Source organism: Edaphobacter modestus, from assembly GCF_004217555.1.
Taxonomy (GTDB): domain Bacteria; phylum Acidobacteriota; class Terriglobia; order Terriglobales; family Acidobacteriaceae; genus Edaphobacter; species Edaphobacter modestus.
On the sequence record NZ_SHKW01000001.1, the window covers coordinates 5762376 to 5787582 of the forward strand.

The window sequence follows — 25207 nt, forward strand, 5'->3', positions numbered from 1 at the left end:
TGCTGTAAGTCACTGATTATATTTGGCGTCCCCGACGGGATTCGAACCCGTGTTATCGCCGTGAAAGCGAGTCTGGGGTACTTTTACCTCATTTGTCTGGTTTTGCATGCATTTGCAAATCCACAGTAAAGACAGTGGTTGTAAGCGGACTCAGTGAAGATGAGATCGCTTTTTATGATGCTTTAGCGGACAATCGAAGTGCCCGCGATGTCATGGGCGAACCCGCATTGCGGTTGATCGCACATGAGTTGGTGCAGGATATTCGCAACAATATCACCGTGGATTGGGCGCATCGGGAACCAGCACGTGCGGACATCCTTCGGCGAGTCAAACGTATTCTCCGCAAATACGGATACCCACCGGATCTTCAGGATGCTGCGGTTCAGAATGTGCTCCAGCAGGCCGAGGCGATGTCCGCGGAGATCGCTTGATCGCCCACATAAAGGCGAGCCGTTGACCTATCGATCGTCGGGGTCACGCCCGAATGTACATTGCGGAGCTATAAGGTGTTGGATAAGCGAGGCGAAGGCGATCATCGGACGCGGCACACGGCTTTGCGATGGGGAAGGACTACTTCAGGATCTACGATTTCGTGAAGGCGTACCGTCTGGACTTCGTGCTGGCTCACTACGTCAGCGTCGGGGTCGAGGAAAAAGCTCACACCCCTGTTACGGCTCAGGTATCACAACTCCATCTCCGACGCGTTGGCCGATTTGGGACAACCGGAGGAGATAGGTCACATCTTCTCTGGTTTCCAGCAATACCTCTATCAAAATGAGCCTTCTGCTCACACCAAACTTTACGGCTAAGGCAACAATTTATTCTTGACCACTGGAAGATAGGCGATTTGGGATCATCATCGAAGGGCGACTTTTGTCGCCACTGGTCCATAAATCGTGAGCGCTACGCGAACCACATCTTGTGGATGGCGGTTTGGTGGATCATTCTTACGGTATGGGACAGCACAAGGAAGAAGATCTGGCGCGGTGGCGTGGTCTTGTATCGGAGCAGGCAGCAAGCGGCACGAGTGTGGCTGCGTTCTGTCGTGATCGCGGATTACGCGACTGGCAGTTCTACGAGTGGAAGAAGCGTTTACGTTTCTCCGCGGCGGCGCCGTTTATCGCGGTGGCGGTGGCATCCACGGAGGCGGCATCGGCACAGTCAGGGCAGATGTCAGGGATTGAGATACGGCATCGCGGTGGTTGGAGCGTGATCGTGGAACCGGGCTTCGATGCAAATCATCTGCGTCGTTGCTGGCCGTTCTGGAGATGGCGTCGTGATCGGTCTACCGAGTCTGCAGGCGTTGGATGGCGCGCCGGGTCCACGGATCTGGCTGGCAGCTGAAGCGACCGACATGCGGTGCGGCTTCGATCGGCTGGCCCAGCGCGTACAGGCGGTGATCGGCGCGGACCCGCTCAGCGGTCATCTGTTCCTGTTCCGATCGCGCGGTGGCAACCGCTTGAAGATTCTGACGTGGGACCGCGACGGGTACGTGCTGTGGTACAAGCGTCTTGAGGTCGGAGTGTTCAAGCTTCCTCGTGTTGCTCTTGGTGCTGGTTCGGTTGAGCTACGCGCAAGCGAGTTGGCGATGTTGTTAGGTGGCATCGACATGGCGAAGCTGAAGCGTGTGCCGCGCTATGAACGGCCAGCGCAAAGGGGTGCAAAACACGCAGAAACAGTAGTTGCCTGACGCGCATCACTTACGTCTAACCCACTAAGTGGGTCACTCTCTATCTAACTCTACTGATCTTCCCGGCGACAAGGACACGCTGCAGTTGATGGTGCTTGCATTGCTCGAGGAACGCGATCAGCAGAAGCAGCACGTAGAAGAACAGAAACAGCGTGCCGAGGCGCATAGGAAGCAGGCCGCAGCGTTGCAGGTTGAGCTACTCCGTGTGAAGGTGGAGTTGGAGCGCTACCAGAAGTGGTACTACGGCCCTTGCGCGGACCGGTTGTAGTCCGATCAAGACCTCGCGCAGATGTTGCTGAACTTCGCCGAGGAACTGGACCGCAAGCCTGTTCACGCAGAAGATCTGTCTGCTGCCGCCAAGCCCGCCGAAGAGTTGCGTCGTGTGAAGCGCCGCAAGGGTCGGCGCAATCTGGCCAACTTCGAGAACCTTCCTGTTATCACGCATGTCTACGAGTTGAGCGAAGCAGAGCAGGCTTGCCCTTGCTGTGGTCTGGCGCGCAAGGAGATCGGCGCCGATGAGAGCTGGCAGGTCGAGTATTTGCCAGGCCACTTCGAACGCATCCAGCATGTGCGCAAGAAGTATGCCTGCACAAGCTGCGAGACCGACGGCGAAAACCCCAGCATCCAGGCGGCGAAAAGGCCGGAGACGGCTATCGACAAGGGGCTTGCCGGTCCAGGCTTGCTTGGCCTATATCGTAACCAGCAAGTACTCTGACTATCTGCCGCTGTACCGGCTTGAAGATATCTTCGCGCGGCAGGGCTTCGAGATCTCGCGGGCCACGCAGTCGGTGTGGTCCGGTGATGTGGCAGACTTGGTTGAGCCGCTCTATCATCTGATGGCGGATCGTGTGCGTGCCTCGCATGTGGTGGCTACCGATGACACCATCATGCCCATGCAGAGCAAAGATAATGTTGCGAATGCGCGCATGTGGGTTTACGTTGGCGACGAGGCTCAACCGTACAACGTCTTCGACTTCACGATGGATCGCGGCCGCGATGGACCAAAGCGCTTCCTGAAAGATTACGGGCAGGTTTTGTTGGCGGATGGCTATGCTGGCTACAACGGTGTTGTGGTCGGCAATGCGATCACGCGCGCTGGGTGTTGGGCGCATATGAAAAGAAGATCATCGATGCGGAGAAGCCTGCTCCCGAGATGCCAGGGAGGCGGTCGAGCGGGTGCGTGCGCTCTATGCTGTCGAGCGGCAGGGCAAGGATGCCTCCATCGCAGAGCGCCTGAAACTACGTCGTGAGCAGTCAGCGCCGCTGCTGGCGGAGTTGCAGGATCGGCTTCTTCAGTGGAAGCAAGAGCTGCTGCCCAAGCATCCCATGGCCGAGGCGATCAACTATGCTCTGGGCCAATGGAACGAACTGAACGTCTTCTGCTCCGATGGTGCTGTGCCCATCGACAACAACGTGAGCGAAAGAGAGATGAAGCGCGTCGTTCTCAATCGGAAGAACTCGCTCTTCGTGGGAAACGCTCGCGGCGGAAGAACAGCCGCCATCCTGGCCAGCTTGACCAGTACCTGCCGCAGACATGACGTGGACCCGCAACTGTACCTCACGCAGTTGCTGATCAACCTGCCAACGCTACCCATCAGCAAACTGCCCCAGTGGCTGCCAGATCAGTGGAAGCAACTTCAGGCCGCAAGAATGGCTAGCCTGCAAAGTGCCGCCCCGTCTCCCCGGTAGGTCCCGCAAAGGCAACTCCTCTCTAGGAGCAGGTCCGAGGTGAACAGCGACGGAAGCCGAAGCCCTTTGCGCTCACCCGTCGCCGCTCGCCCCAGCAGCCCTCCCCCAGGGAGGTCGTACGTTTCCATGCCTCTGCCTAAGGACAACTGGATGGATTATTGCTGTGCCGGCCCAGTCGGAAGTTGCACATATGCGAGCGATGAAGATTTCCGTTCCAGAGTCTCCTGCTCGGTCCGGCTGCGTACGAACTGGCGCCCCTCACCCTGGCCCGGCATCCAGACCTGGTAGAGATAGTTGCTGTCTCCATAGCACCGAAAGATCAGCCGCCCCAGGTCCTTACTGTTTTGCTCTCCGGTGGGCTGGACCAACATCAGGTACTGCCTCTTGGTGGCCTGGGTATCGACGAACGAAAGATACCGTGGTGCCTGCAGTGAGATGCGATATCTGCCTGCAGGCACCATCTGGTCGTTGGCGGAGAAATCAAATGGAATGTTGACGGTTACCGCCTGAGCCTGTGCTGCCGCCGGTCCAGTCAGCGCCGCGCCGAGCGAAAGCGCCAGAGCTGCGCAGGTAAGGATGGAAGATATACGGAACATGGCGAACCTCCTCGATGATCCTGCGGCTTTGTCCTGTTCCAACTACCGCTTGGGATATTCGCAATGTGCGCCGCTGCTGCGATCCGCTCAATGCTCTGGAGATCATTCCGTCATCATCTACTCATTGCGCTCTCCGCCCTTGACACGAAAGGACTTTGTCCATCGAGTAAATTGCTGATTCGAGTTCTGTTGGCCTGCCGAGCGGGAAAGGTGTAAAGTTTTCTAGCCCAGAGGAGCGCGCTAATGGGCATGCCGGTCGACACTCCACGGACCTGGCGCTTCGGCGTCTTCGAACTGGACGCCTCGAGTGGAGAACTGCGCCGCAATGGCACCGTCGTCAAGCTGCGCGAACAGCCGGCGCGCATTCTGCTCCTGCTGCTCGAGCACGCGGGGCAGATGGTCACGCGCGAGCAATTGCGCCAGCATCTCTGGCCGTCCGACACCTTCGTCGATTTCGACCACAGCCTGAATTCTGCTGTCATGAAGCTCCGCGAAGCCTTGGGCGACTCGGCCGACAAGCCTCTCTACATCGAAACCATCCCGAAGAAGGGTTATCGCTTTGTCGCGCCCGTTTCCCAACCGGGGGATACGCAGAATGGCGGCGCTTCGTCTCAAGCGACTGCGGGATCCGAGATGGTGGGACTCAACACGCGTAAACAGAGCAATGGGAGCGTTGAAGTCCGCACTATTACGCCTGACGAGAAGCAAGACCGTCGAAGGCTGCTCTCCAGGAAGTTAGCCCTAATAATCGTATGCGTCGTGTCTGCGATTGGAATCGCCGCGCTCATTCGATCTTCGTCTCTTCGATCCGCCCTTGTTCAATTTGGGAGCCAGCCTAAGCCATCTTCGGGCGAGCCGAACGTGATGTCGCCGAATCTGCGTTCTTCGATTCTCACGAGCGCGCCCGGAGACGCGAGATCCCCGTCGTTTTCGCCGGACGGGCGTCAGATCGCGTTCGTTTGGAATGGTGTGGAGCGCAGACACTACGACATCTATGTGCAGCTGGTGGGAGGTGACACGCCGCTACAACTCACACACCACAAGCGGGGCGACGGTGTTCCCGGCCCGCCGCAGTGGTCGCCGGATGGGCGGGAGATCGCCTTTGCCCGCTGCAATAGCGACCGCGACGGGGTCTACACGGTCCCCGCACTCGGCGGCCCCGAGCGTCGACTGACGAACTCGCCCTGCCGGGAATGGGTCGCGGGCCGGCCTATCTGGACTCCGGACAGCAAAGCCATGGTGATGCTCGACCAGTGCACCCCAGCTGGTCCGCGCGCGGTTGTGCTCTTCTCCTTCGCAACCGGTGAGAAGCGCTGTCTCGCGACCGGATCTCACGGAGACTTTGGCGCCGAGGATGCGCTCTCCCCGGACGGACGAACCGTTGCATTTTCTCATCATACGGACGCAACCTATGGGGAGCTCTATGCCGTGCCGCTCTCCGGCGAAGGACCGAGGCGCCTTGTTTCAGGCGGTATTCACTTCTGGAACCTGATGTGGACACCCGACGGCAAATACATTGTTTTCTACTCCAACCGGGGAAACATGATGCGCGCCTGGAGGGTACCGGTCGCGGGCGGCCCGGTCGAACCTGAGATGGTTTATCCGGGCGTGGGATCGATCTCCCAGGACGGGCGGAGGCTCGCCTATACCGAGAGCCAGACCGGGGAAGCCCCGGCAATCTGGCGAGCGGATCTTTCGAAGGCAGGCGGTCCAGTACTTCGTACAAGGAAGCTCATCTATTCACAGTTCATGGAGGATTGTGCGCAGCCCTCTCCGGATGGGACGCGTCTTGCGCTGCAATCAGGACGTTCCGGCACAAACCAGATCTGGCTGAACAGTACTGACGGCGATCATCCCGTGCAACTTACGAATATAGGCGGGCACTCGGGCACTCCGCGCTGGTCTCCCGATGGACGATGGATCGCCTTCGATGCCCGCGTAGGGGATTACGCCCACATCTATGTCGTCGATGCGGAGGGTAGAAATCTTCATGCGATCACGCATGGCGACTCCGACAATGTAGTGCCGAGTTGGTCCCGCGACGGCAGGTTCATCTACTTCGCCTCGCCGCGTACGGGAAGCAGGCAGATCTGGAAGCACTCTGTTGAGGACGGGGCAGAGAGGCAGCTGACCGAGCATGGCGGCTTTGCTCCTTTTGAGTCTTACGACGGGCGAACGATCTACTACAGCAAATTTGACGAGGCTGGCATATGGAGTATGTCCGCAAGCGGAGGCAGCGAGTCGCCTGTGGTGACCGGCAAACCGCAAGTAAGCTACTTTGGACACTGGGCCGTGACGGAGAGCGGACTTTACCTGCTCGACGCAGATGCCGAACCCCGGCCCACGATCGAGTTCTACAGCTTCGCCACTGGCCGCATTACGCCCGTCCTGTCACTTGAAAAAAGCCCCAGCGACTGGCAGCCCAGCCTGAGCGCGTCGCGAGACGGGCGCACCCTCTTCTACACCCAGTACGATCCCCAGAGCGTTATCAAGATGGTAGAGAACTTCCGCCAGGAATAGCCGACAGCGCTGCAGTTTCTCCAGCCCAGAGGAGCGTGCCAATGGGCATGCCGGGTAACACGCCACGGACCTGGCGCTTCGGCGTCTTCGAACTGGATGCCTCGAGTGGAGAACTGCGCCGCAATGGCACCGTCGTCAAGCTGCGCGAACAGCCGGGGCGCATTCTGCTCCTGCTGTCACGCGGCACTGCTGTGACTCTTTTTGGAAACCAAACCACGCACTTCGTCCACGCTTCCGTCACGCCCCGTCTCATCTCGCAACTATGCTCCCTCACCCAGCACCAGGCAAGATGTGGTTCGCATAACGCTCACAATAAATCCTGCGAAATGCGATGGTTGCAGGAGATTGAGCGCAAGTTGGGCGCAAACGCGTGGAGTATCGACGAATGTTGTCCAACGTTGGATTTGCGGACTGGGGATCGTTGAGATAACTCACTGAACCAGCTTGGCCTGGTCCTCAATCTCAATCGTCACACCTACAGACTTCAGGCGCTCCACAAGTTGCGAGAGCGTCCAGTTGCCTGCATGCCAGGTCCCCCCTGCCAGCAGTTCTTTAATCTGAAGCAACGACTTCGTTGCGAACCTCCGTGAGTTGGTCACAGTTGTCCAGCGGTCGATTTGTACCGGGTAGTTGACTGGCTCCCAGCGGATGATACGAACGCCACGCACCGTGGGAGGGCGATCTTGCAGCAGCCTCAACAACTCGTTCTTCCTGTCCCGAATCTGCGGGAGAATGCCTGTCGCACGCTTCGGTATGCGATAGCCGATAAAATCCCCATCAACCCAAAGCGACCCTCCCGACGACTCCACAGCGCGGATAATCTCGAAGCCGTCCATTGTCAAATCCTCCCTACCTCAAATGCCTCTTCTGACAGTTCCTCGCTCATCGATGAAGTTTCAGGCCGTGACGCCGTGACAACGCTGGATTGATGCGGGTTTTCGTCACTCTTCAAACCGTGACGCGAGGAATCCGTCCCAGTTTCGATATCACACAAATCGCCAATGTTTATGCAGGTTGTCGCGTTGTCGCGATTCAAAGTTGGATGATTGGGGCAATAACGCGCCCAAGAGTCCTCGAACATGTCCTTGGAGTAGCCCTTCAGGTGTACGTTTGAGAAGCGAATATCCTTCGGGTAGATATCAAAATCCTTCAGCTTTCTCGCCAAATTGTTCGGGGTCATTCCCTTGCCACGGTTTGAGTCGGCCCATGGACGACCTTCCAGTGAGCAAAGACTCTCCACCAAGTCGACCGATGAGATTCGATCTTTGTCACGGCCGATGCGCGTCTCGAAGAGATCACGGATGTCCCGCAGAAGCATGACACCCGTCGATCCGTCCTCCGAGGCCACCGAACCGAACACTTCGAGGAGGGATGACCTGATAAGTGCGGGCCACTCGCCTCCTGCGAGATCAGCAATGACGATCAAAGGTTCGCTGATGTCCTGCTGCCGGTCGGTCAATTCCTCAGGAAGTTCTGGCCTTAACTCCCGCATAGCGTCTATATCCCGGTCTGCCCATCGCTTGAGAGCTTCTGCAATCGGCTTAGACTGCTGCCGCACCTCACGGTCCCGGAAGCGGTCTACTTTCTCCGACTCCTTCTTCCGGCGCATGGCAATCACAATGCTTCGGTCTGCAACCGTGTCGGGAATCTTCCCAATACTTGCAAACGCTTTTGGACCGAAACAGCTCAAATCACGGTATCCAATCTCCGCCCCTTTCCCCACGCAGATAGAGGTCTTGCCGTTGCGGGTGTATCCGACGTTTAGGATGTTTCGTACCGCTTCCATGTACTCATCTCCACTGCCTGCCGCTGCGTCCATCTCGTCCAGAAGTAGAGTCGGCTTATCTTGGTCCACCTTCCTCGCTAACACGGCCGCTGTCACCCTTCCGGTGAACCACGGAGTCTTGACGACAGCAGCGAGGACTTCCAAAAGCCTACTCTTTCCGCATTGCTTTTCTGGTGCGGTCACGTGCAGGTAAGGCACGAGATCAAAGGCGCCGACAGACCATGTGAGCATGATCCAGGCGGCAAGCACATTGCTCTGCGCGAACGAGACGACGCAATACCGGAGAACCCAGCTTCGGCACAGATTGAGTAGTTCTGCGGTTGCGAGCGGCTTAGGAATCAGCGCGCGAACGTCATCTGCACATGCATAACGGTGCCTCGCCAGCCAATCCGAACAGTCCTCCTTCTCTCCAAGTCCCAAAGAGCCGACGTCTATACAAGAGACGCTGGTACCCAGCGTGCCAAGCTTCCTCGCTACCCTCTCACCATAGCTGCGGCCAGCCTCATCATTGTCTGGCCATATCACCACTTCCCGGCCTGCTAGAGGGGTCCAGTCGGCGGCTTCGTCTGTGCTGCTACCTCCTGAGGTCACCGCAGGCAGTCCGAACGCCGCGAGACTGTCGGCATCTCTCTCGCCTTCCACAACCCACACTGCGCCGTCACAGCTGAGCGTAGAGAGGCCATAGAGCGGCCAGCCTGTTTCCCGACGAAGTGAGTTATGGCGCCTCAGCTCGAATCCGTTGCCGCCATCTGACATCATGCGGAAGGTCTTGTTGTTGTCGGCCTGAAGGATGCGAAGGTTATAGAAGGACGGCGTTCCGTCCATGTTGCGGTACGGATAGACGTTCACCACCGTTCCAATGTTGCGCGTGAGCCTCTCTGCGGCCTGCTGTGGAGTCTCTGCCATTAGCGTCCCTCCCACGCGCCGAGCACCTTGGCCGCCTCGACAAACCCCATCCCCGTGCGGAGACGGTGGAACGCGAGTACGTCCCCACCACGAGCGTCACACACGAAGCAGCGAAACGCGCCGGTTCGCACGTTGAGACGCAGGGAAGGATGCCTGTCTGGATGGAATGGGCAGAGGGCCGAACGCCATACCCCACGGCCTATCAGCTTCAAGCCTTCGCGCTGGTAGAACGAAGCCGCTGGTGGAAGAAGCGATTTATTGAAGGCAGGGCGTCGCGCGTGCCATGTTACGCTTGTCTTCATACGAAATCCTTTCTGTAGTTCACCCCGGCCTGCTCGCCGGGGTTTGTTTTTTTGGGGCTACTGCTTCACCGCAGGGCGCGTGCCTTCGGCTACGAGCCGCCGAACTTCTGCGTGCGAGATGCGGAGGGAGCGCCCCAGTTTTACGCTGGCAATCCTTCCTTCATAGGCGCGCTTACGCCAAGTCCACGGGCTTTCCCCGGTGAGCGCCGCACACTGTTGCGGCGAAAGATATTCCTGTTCAAACTCGACCTTCTTTGAAGTCATTCTGTGCCTCCCGTTGAGTAGCAGCAGAAGCGCTGCTTATGTTCTGAGTTTGAGATAGGGAGCTTTCCTGTTGTTGCATAATTTGTATCGTGATATACAGATTATGCGTTTCAATTACTAGGGAGAGCGATGCGTATCAGTTCGGCAGGACTCATGGCCGGTGTAGAAGAAGTAGCCCATTGGATTGCTGCCGTTTTGGAGGGGAGACATAAGACGGCAATCATCACCCGCCTCGTTGGCGCGGCGGCCGCAGTGGAAGACGAACGGGGGAGGCGGGCGGGGCTTTTCAACGATTGGAGCCGAGAGCAGAAAGAGGAGGTGTACAAGGCTTTTCTGAAGGCGTTGCGCTTACGGGTCGATCGCTGGATTGATTCCGGGAAGAGCGAAGGGAGCGAAACCCCGTCAGACCGCACACTCTCGCCTGTTGATCGTGAACGGATTCGCCAGTTCTGGGATAACAATCGCGTTCGGGTGTGGGTGGATGAGGCTGGCCTGTTGGAGCTTCGGCCCGAGGCCGGACGGCAATTCTCCGGCGGAGACGTCACGGCACGTTTTAGAGAACTTATCCGTCTGGCGGAAGAGATCGCCGTCTTTTGTTTTTCGATGCTGCTCGATGGAGACGCTCCCCATCGTCTGATGCGTTGCGATTCCTGTTCCACTTACTTTGCCCGCGAGAATGCTCCCCGTAAAGGTCAACCTATCAAGCGGGGAATGTATTGCCAGAAGTGCACCCAAAAAGGCGTAAATCGTCGTGTCACCAGTTCTCGGGATAGAGAGAGAGCACGGCGGATCGAACTAGTCGCCGAGTTCTGGCTGAAGTATGACGAAAAGAAACGCCGTGTTGATCGGATTGGATGGGTGGTCGAAGAAGTGAACAAGTCCGGCAAATTGCCACAAGGTAGCGAGCGATTAAAGCCGGATTGGCTGCGGCGGAAAAAGAATATCAAAGCGATTGAAGACTGGTTGGAGGAGATACGTCGTGCTAACTAATGAACTTGGGATAGCCAGTCAGCCAATGTCGGAAGAAGTCCGTCCCATCCGTCGCACTACCAAGCGCGCGAGGGGGGACCGTGATGGAATCTTCGAGCGGAAAGATCGTAAGGGTTTTTGGGTTTCATACGTGGATGCGGATGGAAAACGCCGCAAAAAGTTCGGTGGCTATACCCGCACGCAGGCGGCTGAACTTCTTCGGATCGCAAAAACGAATGTTCTGAAGGATGAAGCTCCTAGGTGTCAAAGCCAATTCGGATATTTCGATGGAAGACTTGCTGAAGCGCTACAGCAAGCACCAGCGCTTCCGGTTACGTGCGACCACGTTTGTACGGCTTAACGGGATTCTGGAGACGCTGAAACGTCATCTTCCTGCGAAGGCAAAGGATATTACCCGGCAGGTCGTCGCAGAGTACATTTCCACCCGTTCCGATTCGGTAAAGCCTGCGAGTGTTACGAAAGAAGTGTCTGTTTTGAAGCATGCCCTGAATCTGGCGGTGGATTGGGGATTGTTGAACAGTAACCCGGCTCAGAGGGCGAAGCTCCCCAAACTTCCTCTGGGGCGCACGCGCTACTTGTCGCCGACCGAACTGAAGGCCGCGCTGGAGGCGTGTGGACGGTCGAAGAACGGGGAAGACGTTGTGACCGCTCCGGTCTGGTTGCGCGCTCCGATCGCGCTTGCGGCCTTTACAGGAATGCGGCGTGGGGAACTTCTTGCTCTCTGCTGGAGGGATGTGGATCTTGAAAATCGCCGGGTGTACCTACGCGAGACGAAAAACAGAGACTAGTGTATTCTCGCATTGAACAATCTCGCATTACAGGTTATCGAGAGCCTTCCGGCAGGGAGACCGGGTACTGGCCGACGTAGACCCGGCGAAGCTCTCGGTCTATGCCAAGCGGCTCTTTGATGCACTAGGGATCGAGGGAGCGTCGTTTCACACCTTACGCCATACGGCGGCCAGTTGGATGGTGATGAGCGGCGTAGACCTCTATGCGACGGGACAGGTACTCGGTCATAAAACGCCACGTATGACTCAGCGGTATGCCCATCTGTCGCCCGGTTACATGGCGGGAGCTATGGGAAAGCTCGATACCGCTTTTGGAGGGGGCTTACCTGTCAATAATGGTGCTATCGTCCCCCATCGTCCCCGCGAATTGATGGGGTAGGAAATGATAGTGCAAGGTTATTGATTTGATTGGCGTCCCCGACGGGATTCGAACCCGTGTTATCGCCGTGAAAGGGCGGTGTCCTGGGCCGGGCTAGACGACGGGGACGCTTCTGGGACGAAAATACGCCGTCCCTTCATCTTCATTAACAATATCATTGCTTATTCGACGTCATCGCCGTCGTTCCCGGCGATTGGCGATTTCTGTCGGGAAAAGGAAATACTGCAAGAGCACCTCGCCGCGCATGACCAACAACCCTGGGAACCGCTACAAATACCTCGACGCATTGACAACCGCATTTGTCGTCATCCTGCTCGTCTCCAATCTTGTGGCTCAAAAGGCCTGTCTCATCGGGCCGTTTGCAGTCAGCGGAGCCGTCCTTCTTTTTCCCGTTACCTATATCTTTGGAGACGTTTTTACCGAAGTCTACGGTTTTGCCGCTTCGCGGCGCGCCATCTGGTTAGGTTTCTTCGGTACAGCACTGCTTTATCTGATGGGAACCATCACAATCGCCCTGCCTCCTGCTCCCGGTTGGCACAACCAGCAGGCCTTTGCGACCGTATTCGGATTTATCCCCAGGATCCTCGCCGCCAGTCTCGCCGCCTTCTGGACAGGGGAATTTGCCAATTCCTATACGATGGCACGGTTGAAACTGCTTACAAATGGTCGCATGTTGTGGACCCGCACCATCGGGTCGACCATCGTAGGACAAGCGGTAGACACGACGCTTGTTGTTTTTCTTACCTTTGCGGGCACTGTGTCAGTACGGACACTTGGGAATATGATAGCGACGGGCTATCTTCTCAAGGTCGGATACGAGGTTCTTGCCACCCCCTTAACTTATGTGGTGATTCACTGGCTTAAGCGGGCCGAAGGAGCCGATGCGTTTGATAGGAATGAGAGCTTTAATCCGTTCTCATTTTCCCAGGATTGAGGCACTGAGAAACAGGCACAGCCTGGCCTCATCCCTGCCTCCAGTCTTTTGCGCATCTTTCTTCTATCATGGACATCTAACTGGAAACTCAAACTGTTATTGCGGGTTAGATTTTGAGCATCCTGGGCCGCTCAACCTAGTCCAATCTTCCGAAGGACCATCATTGCCGAGTAGGCCGCCTTGTCGTTCTGTGTAGCTTTTAGGAGAAACACCTTGTCCGAGATCGCGTCTTTGAAATTCAAGTTCGTCCTTTCACTTACTGCCGTTGCGGCGATGGGTCTTACACTCTCCGGCTGCAAGCACGAGACGGTGGCGGCTGCTCCGCCGCAGGCGATGCCGGTCAAGGTATCACCGGTTACGCTCTCGCCCGTTCCCATCTCCGATACCTATGTCTCCACGATCAAAGGGAGACGTTCGGCGACGATGCAGCCGCAGGTCGAGGGCAATCTGACTCGCATCTTTGTGAAATCCGGTGACGTCGTTAAAGCTGGCCAGCCCTTGATGCAAATCGACCCCCTGAAGCAATCCGCTACAGTCCAATCGCAGATGGGAACCCAGGCCCAAAAGAAGGCCCTTTTCGACTACGACAAGATCCAGCTCGATCGTCAGAAGAAGCTCTTTGAGGCTGGCGTTGTCTCTCGCGACGCTTACGACCAGGCTATCCAGGCGTTTGAGAACTCCAAGGCGGATTACGAGGCGAATGCCGCCCTGACGGCTACGCAGCAACAACAGCTCGAATACTTTCTGATTCGCGCCCCGTTCGCGGGTGTTGTGGGTGACGTTCCTGTGCACGTTGGCGACTACGTATCCACCACCACCGTCCTGACGACGGTCGACGATAATGTCGAATTGGAGGCTTACATCTATATTCCGACCGAGCGAGCAGCGGAAGTTCGCACCGGCCTGCCGGTCGAGATCATCGATACGGACGGAAACACGCTGGTCAAATCGACGGTAAACTTTCTTTCGCCTCAGGTAGATAACGGGTTGCAAAGCATTCTTGCGAAGGCGCCTATTCCTCGTGGAGCCAAAGGTCTTCGCACAGAGCAATTGGTTAAGGCACGCGTCACCTGGAACACCAATCCCTCGCCTGTCGTTCCGGTTCTTGCAGTTACCCGGGTCGGCGGACAGAGCTTCGTCTTTGTTGCTGCGCAGAAAGATGGAAAGTACGCCGCACGTCAGATTCCAGTTACGCTTGGGGAACCGATCGGCAATAACTACCCTGTACTGAAGGGGCTGAACCCCGACGATAAGGTGATCGTTTCGGGCCTTCAGTTCCTGCAGGATGGTGCGCCCGTTCAGCCCATGAGCTAGAGCTGTATTGAGACGCAACCTATCTCTTCGTCAGTCTCTTGGCTTCGGGCGCTGCGAAGGATGAGGACGTTCGTATTTCCCCCGGTGCCAGCCGCGCCGGTGAGAGGTCACCTTGTTCGTAGATTTCTTCATTCGCCGCCCGATCTTCGCTACGGTCTGCGCCTTGCTTATCGTTCTCGCCGGCGCGGTCGTTATCCCCACTTTGCCGATCTCACTCTACCCGCAACTGGCGCCACCACAGGTTGTCGTAACCAGCAACTACATCGGCGCTAACTCGCAGATCGTGGAATCGGCAGTAACGATTCCGTTGGAGACGGCGATCAATGGCGTTGAGGGGATGCGTTATATGAGCTCGACCAGCTCAAACGACGGAACCTCGAACATCACGATTACCTTCCGTACAGGGTACGACCTGTCGATCGCTGCAGTAGACGTGCAGAACCGAGTTGCCTCCGCGCAGGGCCGTCTGCCTGCCACCGTGAATGCGACCGGCATCACCATCACCAAAGCCAATAGCAACTTTGTTTTTGCTGCGGGCTTTGTCGCGCGCGATGGAAAATACTCGCAGGAGTTCATCTCCAACTACATCGACGTCTATGTCAAAGATGCCCTTAAGCGTGTACCAGGCGTCGGCGATGTCCTTATCTTTGGCGAGCGCAAGTATGCCATGCGTGTCTGGCTCGATCCGGCTCGCCTCGCTGCCCGCGGCCTCACCGCGTTCGACGTTACCAACGCGCTCTCTGAGCAGAACGTGGAAGTCGCCGCGGGCCAACTGGGACGCCCCCCCGCAGATAGCGTGCAGGAATATCAGATGGCGGTGCGTGTCGTCGGTAGACTCTCCGATCCGCGTCAGTTTGAAAACATCATCCTCAAGAACTCACCGAATAACGGAGGGCTCGTTCTGCTCAGGGATGTGGGCCGTGCCGAAGTTGGAGCGGAAAATTACGATACCAGTCTGAAGTTTTCGGGCGGTGACGCCGTAGGTGTCGGCGTGCAGCAGCTCTCGAATGCGAACGCGCTCGAAGTGGACAGGCAGTGCAAGGCGGTTCTTGCAGACTTATACAAGTCATTTCCGCCAGGCCTCGAATACATCATCGCCTTCGACACCACCACCGTCGTAGGGGATTCGGTTAAAGAGGTGGTCCATACCATCATCGAAGCCATCATCATCGTCATCGTGGTGATCTTTTTCTTTCTTCAGGACTGGCGCGCGACCATTATTCCGGCTGCGACGATTCCAGTTTCGCTGGTGGGTACCTTTGCCTTCATCAAGATCTTTGGCTTCTCGATCAACTCGCTGACTCTCTTCGGCATCACCCTGGCGACAGGACTCGTTGTGGACGACGCGATCGTCGTCATTGAAAACGTCCAACGTCATATTCACGAGCAACACTGTGACAGCCATCGCGCTACATCCGACGCTATGGCCGAGGTAACCAGCGCCGTTATCGCAACCTCGCTTGTGCTGATCTCCGTCTTCATACCCGTCAGCTTCTTCCCGGGAACGACCGGTATCCTGTACAAGCAGTTCTCGCTCACCATCGCGTTTTCGATCGCCATCTCCGCCTTCAATGCGCTGACCCTGTCACCCGCACTGGCTGCGATTCTTCTTCGGCCTGAAACCAAACATGGTGGCCTGCTGGGTCTTTTCGAGAAAGGTCTCCAGAAAGTTATCTCCGGGTATGCGTACCTGGTGACGCATGTGGTCAAGCTCCGCGTTATCATGATGCTGCTCTTCGCGGCGGGTCTTGCCGGAACGGTCTACATGTACAACCATGTGCCGACAGCCTTCGTTCCTTCGGAAGACCAGAACTACTTCATCAACATTGTGCAGACCCCTCCGGGCGCATCGCTCGCCTATACGACGGAAGTTGCAGATCGAGCAGCCGCGATTATCCGCCAGAACGATGATGTCTTCGGCACGTTTTCCGTTATGGGTTTTTCACTGACCGGAGGAAGCTCTCCGAACGCGGGCATCATCTTCGCTCCTCTCAAACCCATCGATGAGCGCAAGAAGAAGGGTCCGGGGCATTCCGCACATGACATCGTAGCTGAAATTGCGCCGAAGTTGTTCCAGGTTCCCGGTGGCATCGTAGCTGCCTTTGAACCGCCCGCGATTCAGGGCATCGGTTCGGTCGGCGGCTTCCAATTCATGCTGCAGGACCAGGGGCGTAACACCTTCGGAGACATCGACCGCGTGGCTCATACCATGGTCGCGCAGAGCCGTGATCCACATTCAGGTCTGGTCGGTCTTTACACGCCTTACACGTCGAACGACCCGCAGCTTTTCGTCACGATCAACCGTGAGAAGGCTAAGGCCATCGGCGTCCCGCTGGCGCAGATTACCTCTGCGTTGGGAACATACATGGGTTCGAGCTACGTCAATGACTTTGACTTCAACAATCGCTCGTATCGCGTCTATGTTCAGGCTGACCAGAATTTCCGTAGGAATTCGAAGGATCTCCGGCAGTTCTATGTCCGTTCCGACAGCGGTCAGATGATTCCGTTGGACAATCTGGTCAGCATCACGGAAACGGCGGGTCCCCAGGTTATTTACCACTACAACATCTTCCGCTCTGCGGAGATTGACGGAGCCGCGGGGCCGGGTCTCAGCTCAGGCCAGGGACTCGAGAAGATGCAGCAACTCTTCGAGAAAAACAAGATTCAGGGCATGATGTACTCGTGGACGGGTCTCGCTCTCGAAGAGATAGAATCCAGCGGCAAGGCTGTCATTATCTTTGGCCTTGGTTTGCTCGTCGTCTATCTCACGCTCTCTGCGCAATACGAGAGTTGGGTTCTGCCGTTCATCATTCTCCTGGCGGTTCCCATGGCCGTGCTTGGCGCGCTCGCTCTGGTGTCGGCACGTGGACTCGTGGACGATGTCTACGTCCAGATCGGCCTTGTTATGCTGATTGGCTTGTCGGCTAAAAACTCGATTCTGATCGTAGAGTTTGCAGAGCAGCAGATGGAACATGGAAAAGGTGTTGTTGAAGCAGCCGTCATCGCGGCCGAACTTCGACTGCGTCCTATCCTGATGACGTCGATTGCCTTCATCTTGGGCGTGCTTCCCTTATACTTTGCCTCCGGTGCTGGAGCTCTCGGTCGTCACTCAGTAGGTACGGCAATCGTAGGCGGCATGGTGCTCTCGACCGTCCTCAATCTGTTCTTCATTCCTGTTCTCTATGTTGTCGTCAAGAGCATTCTCATTCGCTTCAGCTCGAGACCTCGGCCGCGTCCTGACGGTTGCGATGACGATGCAAGCACACTCGAACAACAACAGATCACGATCAGCCAGTAGGAAGAGATCGCGGGAGGAACGCCTTACAGGCATCTTCCCGCGATTTCAAATTCGGCCATGACCATCTCCTGGAAGGTCAAAGCACGCGGCCTCTCTCCTGTATGATTATTCATCCTTCCATGCATAATCATTAGTGTTGACGCGGGTTTACGGGATAGGACATGCTCATAGTGAAGAGGAACTATGAGCACGCAATCCATCGAGATCGTCCGAACGATCTCCCCTGTTGCCTCACCGAGGCCGTCCTACCTGATGTGTTCGCCGAGGTTCTTCGATGTCAACTACGTCATCAACCCATGGATGGCCGACAATGTTCATGCCGCATCCCCCGAGCGGGCCGCTGCACAATGGCAACATCTTCATAACGCTCTATCGGAGATCGCTGACGTTACGCTGATTGATCCTCAGCCTGGCTTGCCCGATATGGTCTTTACGGCCAATGCTGGTCTCGAGCGCAATGGCATCGTCATTGTGAGCAGTTTCTTTCACTCAGAACGTCAGGGCGAAGAGTTGCACTTTGCTCGTTGGTTTGAAGAGTGCGGCTATACCGTCATTCGGCTGCCGCAGAGTACTTCCTTTGAGGGTGAAGGCGATGCGCTCTTTTCGCTGAATGGAGGCCCGCTTTGGGCGGGCTACGGAAGGCGTAGCACAAAAGAAAGTCATCTTCAGCTTGCACACGTCTGGAATGTGGAGGTGGTTTCTCTCCACCTTATCGATCCACGTTTTTATCATCTCGATACCTGCTTCGCACCATTGAACGATGGCTACGTCATGTACTATCCGGCCGCCTTCGACGCAGCATCTGTCTCTAGCATCGAAGCATTCTATCCGGTCCACAAACGTATCGTTGTCTCAGAGGCGGATGCAGTACGTTTCGCGTGCAACGCGATCAATGTCGATCGCAGCATTCTGGTCAACGAGATAAGCAGGGAACTGACAGAACGGCTGAAGGAAGCGAACTTCACCGTCATTCCTCTTCAACTAAGCGAATTTCTCAAAGCGGGCGGTGCCGCGAAATGCCTCGTCATGAGGCTGAGTCCGCTCTTGAAGCAGACGACGAACTAACAGCGCGGTCAGAAGCTCTTACAGATTGAGCTTCTGATTCACTGTTTCCATATCTTTCCAGGGATCTTTCTTGAGCCGCTCTCGCCACTCCGAGAAGTTAGCCACCTGGAATAAGGGCCGCTCGTTCATCTTCTTCAGCTCAGCCCAACTCAGAGGCATCGAGACAGCGACTCCTTCCCGCGCCCTGGGCGAGTAAGGTGCAACAGAGGTAGCTCCCCGCTCGTTTCGCAGGTAATCCAGATAGATCTTTCCCTTCCGCGCAGCCTTCGTCATCTTCGTCAGGTATCTTTGCGGGTCGGCTTTTTCCATTGCGACCACAAACTGCCGGGAAAATTCCTTCACCTCAGGCCACGCATGATCCGCTTTTACCGGAGCAACGATGTGGAGTCCTTTTCCTCCTGTTGTCTTCACAAAGCTTTCAAGGCCCAGTTTTTTCAGACGAACACGAACTTCACTCGCAGCCTCAGCGACCTCGATCCACTTGAGCTCCTCATCTGGATCGAGATCGAAGACAAGCCGATCGGGTTGTTCCAGGTGCTCGTTACGCGATCCCCACGGATGTACTTCAAGCACCCCCATCTGTGCCAGCCCGGCAAGCGCTTCGGCGCTGTTGAGCGTGATGTACGGCTCCACCTTGCCGTTCTTGTCGGCAATATCTACGCTGCCGATTCCTTTCGGAAGCATGGAGTTTACATGCTTCTGAAAGAAGCAGGGTTTTCCTGCGCCTTCGGGACAACGGACCAGGCTTACCGGGCGATCGGCGATGTGCGGCAGCATCCACTCCGCCACGGCCCAGTAGTAGTCCGCAAGCATTTGCTTTGTTATCGCCGAGGAATCATCCAGCACTTTTTGCGGATGCGTTAAACGGACCGGTGCATGTTCTATCGATTCATTGGACCGTCTCGACACGCTCGATTCGCCAGCATCGCTGCGATGAGTGGCAGCTTTAGGTCGAGACCGCCTCGGCCCCAGGGAGACATCGGGCTCCTCGCGTGTCACTTCCTTTGCTGCCTTATCTTCGCGTATGCCGAGAAATGCCGCCTGACGCACAAGATGGTCTGCGGTCCATGTGGCAAATCGGACCTGCACCACCATCTCAGGCTTCACCCACCGTGCGCCCTTTCTGGCATCTCCTGGCAGACTCTCAAAAGGAGAGGAATCTCGTGCGAGCGATTCGAGCCGATCCCGTAAGATGCGATGGGTCTTCTGCGTGAAACCCGTGCCCGTACGTCCTGCATAGATAAGCTTTCCATCCAGGTAATAACCCAGCAGAAGAGCGCCCACACCGTGAATCTTATTTGTAGGAAGCGTGTAACCACCGACAACGAACTCCTGCTCGTGCAGGCACTTCATCTTGAGCCAGTCGCCGCTCCGACCCGACACATACTTTCCCGAGGCTCGCTTGGATACGATTCCTTCCGCCTGCAGTTTGCAGGCTTCGCGCAGAAGCGCCGCACCGCCCGTCTCTATGTGTTCGCCTAATCGCAGCCGATCCTCGTCAACTCCTTGCAGCAGCGCGCCTAAGACCTCTTTGCGTTGTTTCAGGGGGAGATTACGCGTGTTTTTACCTTCCAGGTGGAGCAGGTCAAAGGCGAAGTAGGTCAGGGCGTTCTTTGCACCCTGCTGCATGGAGGCCTGCAGATCAGCGAAATTCGTCGTCCCGTTGGGTGCAACCACGACCACTTCGCCATCGAGCGTGACCTTCTCAACTGCGAGTTTCGCAATCTCACTGGCGACGGATTTCACACGCGCTGTCCAGTCCAACCCCGTTCGGGTCAGCATCTGAACCTTGGTGCCGTCCTTCCTCGCTTGCATTCGATATCCATCGAGCTTCAATTCATGCAGCCACCCATCTTCCGACGGCGGCGTCTCTGCCATCAGTGCGAGCTGTGGTGGAATAAACCCTGGCTGTTGCTCCTCCGGAAGTTCGTCGATCCGTTCCAGCAACTTCGCTGGCACAGTCTTCGCAGCCGGCGCTTCAGCCTTCGCATCGCGGCTCTCTTTTCGAAACCATGCTTTGCTTCCCGAACGCGTGTCCTTTGAATTCCAGACGTGGTCTTCGTTGCGCGCAATCTCTTCGATCGATCTTCCCGTGACCGCGCTGTCAGCCTCGGACTCCGTTATCGGCTCTTCGTCCTGCCGGCGCTCGAACTCGTCGTGCTCTTTGATGAGCAGCCAGTTCGGCTTTTTTTCCTTTGCCCACTTTCCTCCCATGCGAATCAAAGCCCACTTTCCCTTGAGCTTCGTTCCATGGAGCAGAAATTTCAAACTTCCATCGCGGAGACCTGCATCGATGTCCGTGTGGCCAGCCTGCGGCTCCCACATTCCCTGGTCCCACAGCATCACGGTCCCTCCGCCATATTGACCGTGCGGAATGATTCCCTCAAAGCCGCCATACTCCATGGGGTGATCTTCTACCTGCACCGCCAGCCGCTTGTCTCCGGTAAAGTAGCTCGGGCCCTTGGCCACCGCCCAGCTTTTTAAGACACCATTCCATCCGAGCCTGAAGTCGTAATGGAGATGCGAAGCCGCATGCTTCTGCACGCAGAAGGGAAGGCCTTTCGACGTACCCTTCTTTTCGTCTCCACCGCTCGGCTCTTCAGTGATGTTGAAATCACGCATCGAGCGATAGCGCGCAAGCTGTTCGTCGACTGCATTGGCCGCAGAGTCACCGTTGGCCGAGGCTTTCGGTTTTTTCGTTGCGGTCTTCTTCTGCTCTGCCTTCGTCGATTTCTTCGCGGCTGCCTCTTTGGAACCCGCCATTCTCGCTCCTGGGTCGGTATCCGGCGAAGCTCGTATCGCTACGGATCGACTCGGTTACGCCGACCGGCGCTTCGAAGTTTTCGCCGACTTCACCAACGAAATGCCCTTCTCCTCCTTCGATGCAGTTGCCTTCACCGAAGTCGATGGCTTCTTCTTGCCCGACGAGCTCTCCGCCGCTGCGTCGCCTCCTACGCTCTTGCGGAGGGCATCCATAAGGTTGATTACCTGGCCGCGTCGTGGCGCTTCTACCTCATCCTTCGGAATCGGCGCATGCTTGACCTTTGCTTCCACCAACTCCCGCACCGCGGCTTCGTATTGATCCTTGAACTTGCCTGGATCGAACTTCGCCGCCTTTCGTTTGATCAGTTCCATTGCGAGTTCGAGAGAGTCCTCGTTGACTGCGACCTTCTTGATGTCTTTGAAGTATTCAGCAGGGTCGCGAAGCTCCTCCTGGTAGCGCATCGTGTAGCCCATCATTCCGCCCAGTTTGTCGTCATCGTCGGCCGTGATCGCGAAGACATGTTCGCGGCCGCCAAAGGCGATCTTGCCCAGTGCGGCTTTTTTCGTCTTCTTCAACGCAGAGCGCACAACCGCGAAGGCTTCGGCCTGCACATCGTCCTCTGGAACGATGAAATAGGGTTTCTCCAAATATTCCGGTTCCAACTCGTCGAGGTTTACAAACTGGGATACTTCGATCGAGTGCTTGGAAGGAATACGCAACTGCTCCAGCTCTTTCGGCTCAATCGTTACATATTCGCCCTTGCGATACTCATATCCCTTGACGATCTCGTTCTTATCGAGCGCCGCCGCTGCCTCGGAGGGATTGTCCTCGACTGCGCTGGCGGCAACCTTCTGGTGGCGAACCCGTTCGCCGCTCGTTCGGCTTATCTGGTGAAAGCGAATCTCGCTCTTTGCCTCTGTCGCCACAAACAGCTTTACCCCAAAAGAAACCAGAGAAATCTGTATCTGCCCAGACCAATAAGGACGTGCCATTCCTAACCTCACGTTTCGCGGTCAGTGCCTGCCCGCTCTATCTCAGAAATTGCAGGCGAATCCGCCTGTTTCCATCAGATTCCCCACAATACCCCCAAAGATGCCAGATTTCATACAACATTTTGGGCCTCATGGGGCGAAACACCATAGATGCGGTAGTCGGCCATGGAATGCCCGTTATACGGTGTTTGCGATGTAGAAACCGGGTTGTATGTTGCTGCTGCACAGCCTGTTAAGCGAATCGAAGGGCCACTTTGCCGGCGCGACCGAATTTTGCCTCAATAATGGCTCCGGCTTTCACAAGCGTGTTTCCGGTCCAGCTGCCGGTTGTAATCCAATCCCCGGCTTGCAATCCTTCGGTCCGGTTCGCACCTTCGTTGGCCAGCCATGGCAACAGTCGCAGCAGGTCGCCAGCCGTGTTGGACCCCATGCGCTCCACGCGCACTGCCCCATCCACCGCAAGCGACACGGACTCTTTCGTAAAGTCGATGCTCTGCCAGTCGGGGACGGGATCGCCATACACGAAGCCGCCATGCATCGCCATATCAGCCACCGAGGTCAATTTCGTCGCCCGGTCAGGGTCTACGAGAGCGGTTTCCAGAATCTCGATTGCCGGATGCATGCTCGCAACGGCCGCGATGACCTCTTCAAGAGTGTAAGGGGTCTCTCTGGGAGGTAAATCCGCTCCCAGTTTGAAGGCTATCTCCGCCTCGATCCCCCGATACCTGTGGTTCAACCCTCTCATCTGGCATCCGCTGCAGATCATCCAATCCGCTGGCATAGGGGCAAATGCCGGCGTTGCCTCTGGCGTCGGCGCGCCAACTTTCCAACCCCCAACGCGCTCGTAGGCCCAGGACATCCTGTCCTGGACGAAGTATGCCTCCTCGAGCGTGGCAGGCCTCAGTTCCTTTGGCAGATCAGCAATGGGCGTGCAGGTTCTCCGGGCATCGAGCAGAATGTCGGCGGCGCTGATAAGGTCCTTTTCGCGTGCGGCGGTTATCATGCATGACAGTTTGCTCCCTCGTCGTCCTGCAGCGCAACTTTTCAGACGCACGACAGGATGAAAATCGCAGTGCCAAGTTACCTTTAGCTATCCTATCCATCAAATAGAGACGTGGCTCTGATCCGCACAGACCACGCCAGAGAAGGGAATCGTTATGTTACTCCGCAGGTCCCACAGTCTTGACTCCGCCATCCGCTCCTCCGACATCACGCCGCAGGAGGCCTTCGAACGCTACAGGCGGCAACGGCGTGTGCTTATTGGAGGAGCCGCCACACTTACTGCCCGAGCGCTCGCTGCGAGCTACATTCCCGACGTCTTCTTTCCCTCCACGACCGTCCATGCACAGGCACTTTCGACTGCTCCCGGCAAGTACACCACCTCCGAGAATCAGACGCCGTTTGCGAAGGCGACTCACTACAACAACTTTTATGAGTTCGGTACCGACAAGAGCGATCCGGCCCGAAATGCCCACACGCTCAAGACTCGTCCATGGACCGTCCAGGTCACCGGCATGGTTAAAAAGCCGCAGACGCTGGACATCGACACCCTCCTGAAGTACCGGCCCATCGAGTCCCGCATCTATCGCCATCGCTGCGTCGAAGCCTGGTCCATGGTCATTCCCTGGGATGGCTACTCTCTTTCGGAGTTCATCAATTATTGCGAGCCTCTGCCGAGCGCCAAGTATGTGCAGTTCGTCACGCTCCTCGATAAAAAGCAGATGCCGGATCTTCCGGGGGGCTATGACTGGCCCTACAGCGAAGGGCTGCGTCTCGATGAGGCCATGAATCCTCTCGCTCTCCTCGCCTTCGGATGCTATGGTCAGGTTCTTCCCAACCAGAATGGTGCTCCGATTCGCATCGTTCTGCCCTGGAAGTACGGCTTCAAGAGCGCGAAATCCCTCGTCCGTTTCCACTTCACGGACAAGCAGCCGAAGACCACCTGGAACGAAATCAGCTCGCAGGAGTACGGTTTCTACTCCAATGTGAATCCGCAGGTCGACCATCCCCGCTGGACCCAGTCGCGCGAACGCCGCATTGACAGCTCCGCGTTTCCTCGCACCATACCCACACAGATGTTCAACGGATATGCCGACCAGGTGGCAAGCCTCTACAATGGGATGAATCTGAAGCGCTATTACTGATCCCGGCAGCCAATCTTCGCAATGTCAAAACGCACCATCCTGATTCTCAAAGCCGTCGTGCATCTTATTTGCCTGACGCCGTTTTTCTGGCTGGTCCGCTTTTACACCTCAGGCGCCCTGGAGCTCGATCCCGATCCCGTCGCTTACATCACGCACTTTACCGGCGACTGGGCATTGTGGATTCTTCTTTCCTCGCTCGCCGTCACGCCCGTGCGCCGGCTTTCATCGCGAATCTCCTGGCTCATACGCTTCCGCCGTCTCATCGGTCTTTACGCTTTCTTCTACGCGTCGCTGCACCTGGCGACTTACATCTTCCTCTTTTCCGGCTACGATCTCCCCACCGTGCTCACCGGCGTTCGCGCCGGACACCTGAGTATCGTCCTCGATGAGTGGAAGATCGTCTGGCCGACCATCTGGGACGACGTCCTGAAGCGCCGGTTCATCCAGGTCGGTTTTCTTGCCTGGGTCATCCTTCTTGCCCTCGCCCTTACCTCGCCTGCTTCCATCATGCGCGCCATGGGAGGTAAAGCCTGGCAACGTCTGCACCGCCTGCTCTACCTTGCAGGAGCCGCAGCCGTCATCCACTACTGGTGGCTGGTCAAAGCTGGCGTCCGGACCCCATGGAAGGTAACCGCGGTTCTCACCGTTCTCCTGCTCGCACGTCTCGGCCACACCGTCCTTAAGCAGCGCCGCGGATCAGGGCCCGAGCTGCACACTACAAGAATCTGAGATTATCGAGGCCACGCGAATCTGACCGCAACTTTTGACGCAAGCCGTTTGTCTAAC

26 protein-coding genes and 1 tRNA gene are annotated in these 25207 nt (G+C 56.7%); 18 read left to right on the forward strand and 9 right to left on the reverse strand.

Annotated features, from left to right (window positions below; translation table 11 throughout):
* Positions 1–134 precede the first annotated feature (134 nt).
* The 7 genes from BDD14_RS24340 to BDD14_RS33810 all read left to right on the forward strand — a co-directional run bounded on the left by BDD14_RS24340 (position 135) and on the right by BDD14_RS33810 (position 3379).
* Entirely contained in the window at positions 135–431 is a 297-nt protein-coding gene (locus BDD14_RS24340) for a type I restriction enzyme endonuclease domain-containing protein (RefSeq protein ID WP_242618175.1), read from the forward strand.
* Between the two features lie 505 nt (positions 432–936).
* On the forward strand, positions 937–1344 hold the full coding sequence (tnpA, locus tag BDD14_RS32030) for an IS66 family insertion sequence element accessory protein TnpA (RefSeq protein ID WP_165419825.1): 408 nt from the start codon (positions 937–939) through the stop codon (positions 1342–1344).
* Entirely contained in the window at positions 1277–1690 is a 414-nt protein-coding gene (gene tnpB / locus BDD14_RS24350; RefSeq protein ID WP_242618176.1) for an IS66 family insertion sequence element accessory protein TnpB, read from the forward strand. The genes tnpA and tnpB overlap by 68 nt, the downstream gene beginning before the upstream one ends.
* 88 nt (positions 1691–1778) lie before the next feature.
* Positions 1779–1958: a hypothetical protein gene (locus tag BDD14_RS24355; RefSeq protein ID WP_130422028.1), complete on the forward strand. Its 180-nt coding sequence runs from the start codon at positions 1779–1781 to the stop codon at positions 1956–1958.
* A gap of 21 nt (positions 1959–1979) precedes the next feature.
* On the forward strand, positions 1980–2405 hold the full coding sequence (locus tag BDD14_RS24360; protein ID WP_130422030.1) for an IS66 family transposase zinc-finger binding domain-containing protein: 426 nt from the start codon (positions 1980–1982) through the stop codon (positions 2403–2405).
* A complete protein-coding gene (locus BDD14_RS33805) occupies positions 2374–2940 on the forward strand; it encodes an IS66 family transposase (RefSeq protein WP_165420223.1) in 567 nt (188 codons plus the stop codon). Before BDD14_RS24360 ends, BDD14_RS33805 begins: the two co-directional genes overlap by 32 nt.
* Positions 2867–3379, forward strand: coding sequence for an IS66 family transposase (locus tag BDD14_RS33810; protein WP_130422034.1), 513 nt, complete (start codon positions 2867–2869; stop codon positions 3377–3379). Before BDD14_RS33805 ends, BDD14_RS33810 begins: the two co-directional genes overlap by 74 nt.
* 155 nt (positions 3380–3534) lie before the next feature.
* Here BDD14_RS33810 and BDD14_RS24375 read toward each other — a convergent pair whose 3' ends face one another.
* Positions 3535–3975, reverse strand: coding sequence for a hypothetical protein (locus BDD14_RS24375; protein ID WP_130422036.1), 441 nt, complete (start codon positions 3973–3975; stop codon positions 3535–3537).
* Between the two features lie 243 nt (positions 3976–4218).
* Here BDD14_RS24375 and BDD14_RS24380 point away from each other — a divergent pair, with 243 nt between their 5' ends.
* Together BDD14_RS24380 and BDD14_RS24385 are read left to right on the forward strand one after the other, a co-directional pair.
* A complete protein-coding gene (locus BDD14_RS24380) occupies positions 4219–6495 on the forward strand; it encodes a winged helix-turn-helix domain-containing protein (RefSeq protein ID WP_130422038.1) in 2277 nt (758 codons plus the stop codon).
* A 41-nt stretch (positions 6496–6536) separates the two neighbouring features.
* Entirely contained in the window at positions 6537–6920 is a 384-nt protein-coding gene (locus BDD14_RS24385; RefSeq protein ID WP_130422040.1) for a hypothetical protein, read from the forward strand.
* 6 nt (positions 6921–6926) lie between these two features.
* Here the strand turns inward: BDD14_RS24385 and BDD14_RS24390 are convergent, their stop codons facing one another.
* Genes BDD14_RS24390 through BDD14_RS24405 form a run of 4 tightly spaced genes read right to left on the reverse strand, consistent with a single transcriptional unit; the run spans position 6927 to position 9753 of the window.
* Entirely contained in the window at positions 6927–7331 is a 405-nt protein-coding gene (locus BDD14_RS24390; protein ID WP_130422042.1) for a hypothetical protein, read from the reverse strand.
* Positions 7332–7333: 2 nt separating this feature from the next.
* Positions 7334–9187 carry a DUF3631 domain-containing protein gene (locus tag BDD14_RS24395; RefSeq protein ID WP_130422044.1) on the reverse strand — a complete coding sequence of 618 codons (1854 nt, stop codon included), beginning with the start codon at positions 9185–9187 and terminating at the stop codon, positions 7334–7336.
* The gene (locus BDD14_RS24400; RefSeq protein ID WP_130422046.1) at positions 9187–9489 is read right to left on the reverse strand and encodes a CHC2 zinc finger domain-containing protein; all 303 of its coding nucleotides are present in this window, start codon (positions 9487–9489) and stop codon (positions 9187–9189) included. The genes BDD14_RS24395 and BDD14_RS24400 overlap by 1 nt, the downstream gene beginning before the upstream one ends.
* A 57-nt stretch (positions 9490–9546) precedes the next feature.
* Positions 9547–9753 (reverse strand): helix-turn-helix domain-containing protein, encoded by a 207-nt coding sequence (locus BDD14_RS24405; RefSeq protein WP_130422048.1) that lies wholly within the window; start codon positions 9751–9753, stop codon positions 9547–9549.
* Positions 9754–10071: 318 nt separating this feature from the next.
* Here BDD14_RS24405 and BDD14_RS24410 point away from each other — a divergent pair, with 318 nt between their 5' ends.
* The 3 genes from BDD14_RS24410 to BDD14_RS33820 all read left to right on the forward strand — a co-directional run bounded on the left by BDD14_RS24410 (position 10072) and on the right by BDD14_RS33820 (position 11910).
* Positions 10072–10743 (forward strand): hypothetical protein, encoded by a 672-nt coding sequence (locus BDD14_RS24410; protein WP_130422050.1) that lies wholly within the window; start codon positions 10072–10074, stop codon positions 10741–10743.
* A 266-nt stretch (positions 10744–11009) separates the two neighbouring features.
* Positions 11010–11531 (forward strand): tyrosine-type recombinase/integrase, encoded by a 522-nt coding sequence (locus BDD14_RS33815; RefSeq protein WP_165420224.1) that lies wholly within the window; start codon positions 11010–11012, stop codon positions 11529–11531.
* A gap of 67 nt (positions 11532–11598) precedes the next feature.
* Positions 11599–11910, forward strand: coding sequence for a tyrosine-type recombinase/integrase (locus BDD14_RS33820; protein ID WP_278045533.1), 312 nt, complete (start codon positions 11599–11601; stop codon positions 11908–11910).
* Between the two features lie 30 nt (positions 11911–11940).
* On the opposite strand, the gene BDD14_RS24425 is transcribed toward BDD14_RS33820, so the two are convergent.
* A tRNA-Glu gene (locus BDD14_RS24425) sits at positions 11941–12018 on the reverse strand.
* 136 nt (positions 12019–12154) lie between these two features.
* Between BDD14_RS24425 and BDD14_RS24430 the strand changes: the two genes are divergently transcribed.
* From BDD14_RS24430 to BDD14_RS24445, 4 genes are all read left to right on the forward strand, one after another.
* Entirely contained in the window at positions 12155–12844 is a 690-nt protein-coding gene (locus BDD14_RS24430; protein WP_130422056.1) for a queuosine precursor transporter, read from the forward strand.
* Positions 12845–13057: 213 nt separating this feature from the next.
* The gene (locus tag BDD14_RS24435) at positions 13058–14158 is read left to right on the forward strand and encodes an efflux RND transporter periplasmic adaptor subunit (RefSeq protein ID WP_341273319.1); all 1101 of its coding nucleotides are present in this window, start codon (positions 13058–13060) and stop codon (positions 14156–14158) included.
* Between the two features lie 112 nt (positions 14159–14270).
* Complete coding sequence (locus BDD14_RS24440; RefSeq protein WP_130422058.1) at positions 14271–17456, forward strand: efflux RND transporter permease subunit; 3186 nt, start codon at positions 14271–14273, stop codon at positions 17454–17456.
* Between the two features lie 183 nt (positions 17457–17639).
* Complete coding sequence (locus tag BDD14_RS24445) at positions 17640–18521, forward strand: dimethylarginine dimethylaminohydrolase family protein (RefSeq protein WP_130422060.1); 882 nt, start codon at positions 17640–17642, stop codon at positions 18519–18521.
* 18 nt (positions 18522–18539) lie between these two features.
* On the opposite strand, the gene ligD is transcribed toward BDD14_RS24445, so the two are convergent.
* From ligD to BDD14_RS24460, 3 genes are all read right to left on the reverse strand, one after another.
* Complete coding sequence (ligD, locus tag BDD14_RS24450) at positions 18540–21284, reverse strand: DNA ligase D (protein WP_130422062.1); 2745 nt, start codon at positions 21282–21284, stop codon at positions 18540–18542.
* Positions 21285–21338: 54 nt separating this feature from the next.
* Positions 21339–22277: a non-homologous end joining protein Ku gene (ku, locus tag BDD14_RS24455; protein ID WP_130422064.1), complete on the reverse strand. Its 939-nt coding sequence runs from the start codon at positions 22275–22277 to the stop codon at positions 21339–21341.
* Between the two features lie 232 nt (positions 22278–22509).
* Positions 22510–23280, reverse strand: coding sequence for a 2-keto-4-pentenoate hydratase (locus BDD14_RS24460; protein WP_165420225.1), 771 nt, complete (start codon positions 23278–23280; stop codon positions 22510–22512).
* A gap of 154 nt (positions 23281–23434) precedes the next feature.
* Here BDD14_RS24460 and msrP point away from each other — a divergent pair, with 154 nt between their 5' ends.
* Both msrP and BDD14_RS24470 read left to right on the forward strand, forming a co-directional pair.
* A complete protein-coding gene (gene msrP, locus BDD14_RS24465) occupies positions 23435–24421 on the forward strand; it encodes a protein-methionine-sulfoxide reductase catalytic subunit MsrP (RefSeq protein ID WP_130422066.1) in 987 nt (328 codons plus the stop codon).
* A 21-nt stretch (positions 24422–24442) separates the two neighbouring features.
* Positions 24443–25150, forward strand: a complete 708-nt coding sequence (locus BDD14_RS24470) for a protein-methionine-sulfoxide reductase heme-binding subunit MsrQ (RefSeq protein ID WP_130422068.1) — start codon at positions 24443–24445, stop codon at positions 25148–25150.
* Positions 25151–25207 lie beyond the last annotated feature (57 nt).

Coding starts and splice junctions, on each gene's coding strand:
- BDD14_RS24470 (WP_130422068.1), top strand. CDS start 24,443: ATGTCAAAACGCACCATCCTGATTCTCAAAGCCGTCGTGCATCTTATT.
- BDD14_RS24405 (WP_130422048.1), bottom strand. CDS start 9,753: ATGACTTCAAAGAAGGTCGAGTTTGAACAGGAATATCTTTCGCCGCAA.
- BDD14_RS24385 (WP_130422040.1), top strand. CDS start 6,537: ATGGGCATGCCGGGTAACACGCCACGGACCTGGCGCTTCGGCGTCTTC.
- BDD14_RS24460 (WP_165420225.1), bottom strand. CDS start 23,280: ATGATAACCGCCGCACGCGAAAAGGACCTTATCAGCGCCGCCGACATT.
- BDD14_RS24360 (WP_130422030.1), top strand. CDS start 1,980: ATGTTGCTGAACTTCGCCGAGGAACTGGACCGCAAGCCTGTTCACGCA.
- BDD14_RS24445 (WP_130422060.1), top strand. CDS start 17,640: ATGAGCACGCAATCCATCGAGATCGTCCGAACGATCTCCCCTGTTGCC.
- BDD14_RS24380 (WP_130422038.1), top strand. CDS start 4,219: ATGGGCATGCCGGTCGACACTCCACGGACCTGGCGCTTCGGCGTCTTC.
- BDD14_RS24400 (WP_130422046.1), bottom strand. CDS start 9,489: ATGAAGACAAGCGTAACATGGCACGCGCGACGCCCTGCCTTCAATAAA.
- BDD14_RS24390 (WP_130422042.1), bottom strand. CDS start 7,331: ATGGACGGCTTCGAGATTATCCGCGCTGTGGAGTCGTCGGGAGGGTCG.
- BDD14_RS24375 (WP_130422036.1), bottom strand. CDS start 3,975: ATGTTCCGTATATCTTCCATCCTTACCTGCGCAGCTCTGGCGCTTTCG.
- BDD14_RS33815 (WP_165420224.1), top strand. CDS start 11,010: ATGGAAGACTTGCTGAAGCGCTACAGCAAGCACCAGCGCTTCCGGTTA.
- BDD14_RS24395 (WP_130422044.1), bottom strand. CDS start 9,187: ATGGCAGAGACTCCACAGCAGGCCGCAGAGAGGCTCACGCGCAACATT.
- BDD14_RS24430 (WP_130422056.1), top strand. CDS start 12,155: ATGACCAACAACCCTGGGAACCGCTACAAATACCTCGACGCATTGACA.
- msrP (WP_130422066.1), top strand. CDS start 23,435: ATGTTACTCCGCAGGTCCCACAGTCTTGACTCCGCCATCCGCTCCTCC.
- ligD (WP_130422062.1), bottom strand. CDS start 21,284: ATGGCGGGTTCCAAAGAGGCAGCCGCGAAGAAATCGACGAAGGCAGAG.
- BDD14_RS24355 (WP_130422028.1), top strand. CDS start 1,779: ATGGTGCTTGCATTGCTCGAGGAACGCGATCAGCAGAAGCAGCACGTA.
- ku (WP_130422064.1), bottom strand. CDS start 22,277: ATGGCACGTCCTTATTGGTCTGGGCAGATACAGATTTCTCTGGTTTCT.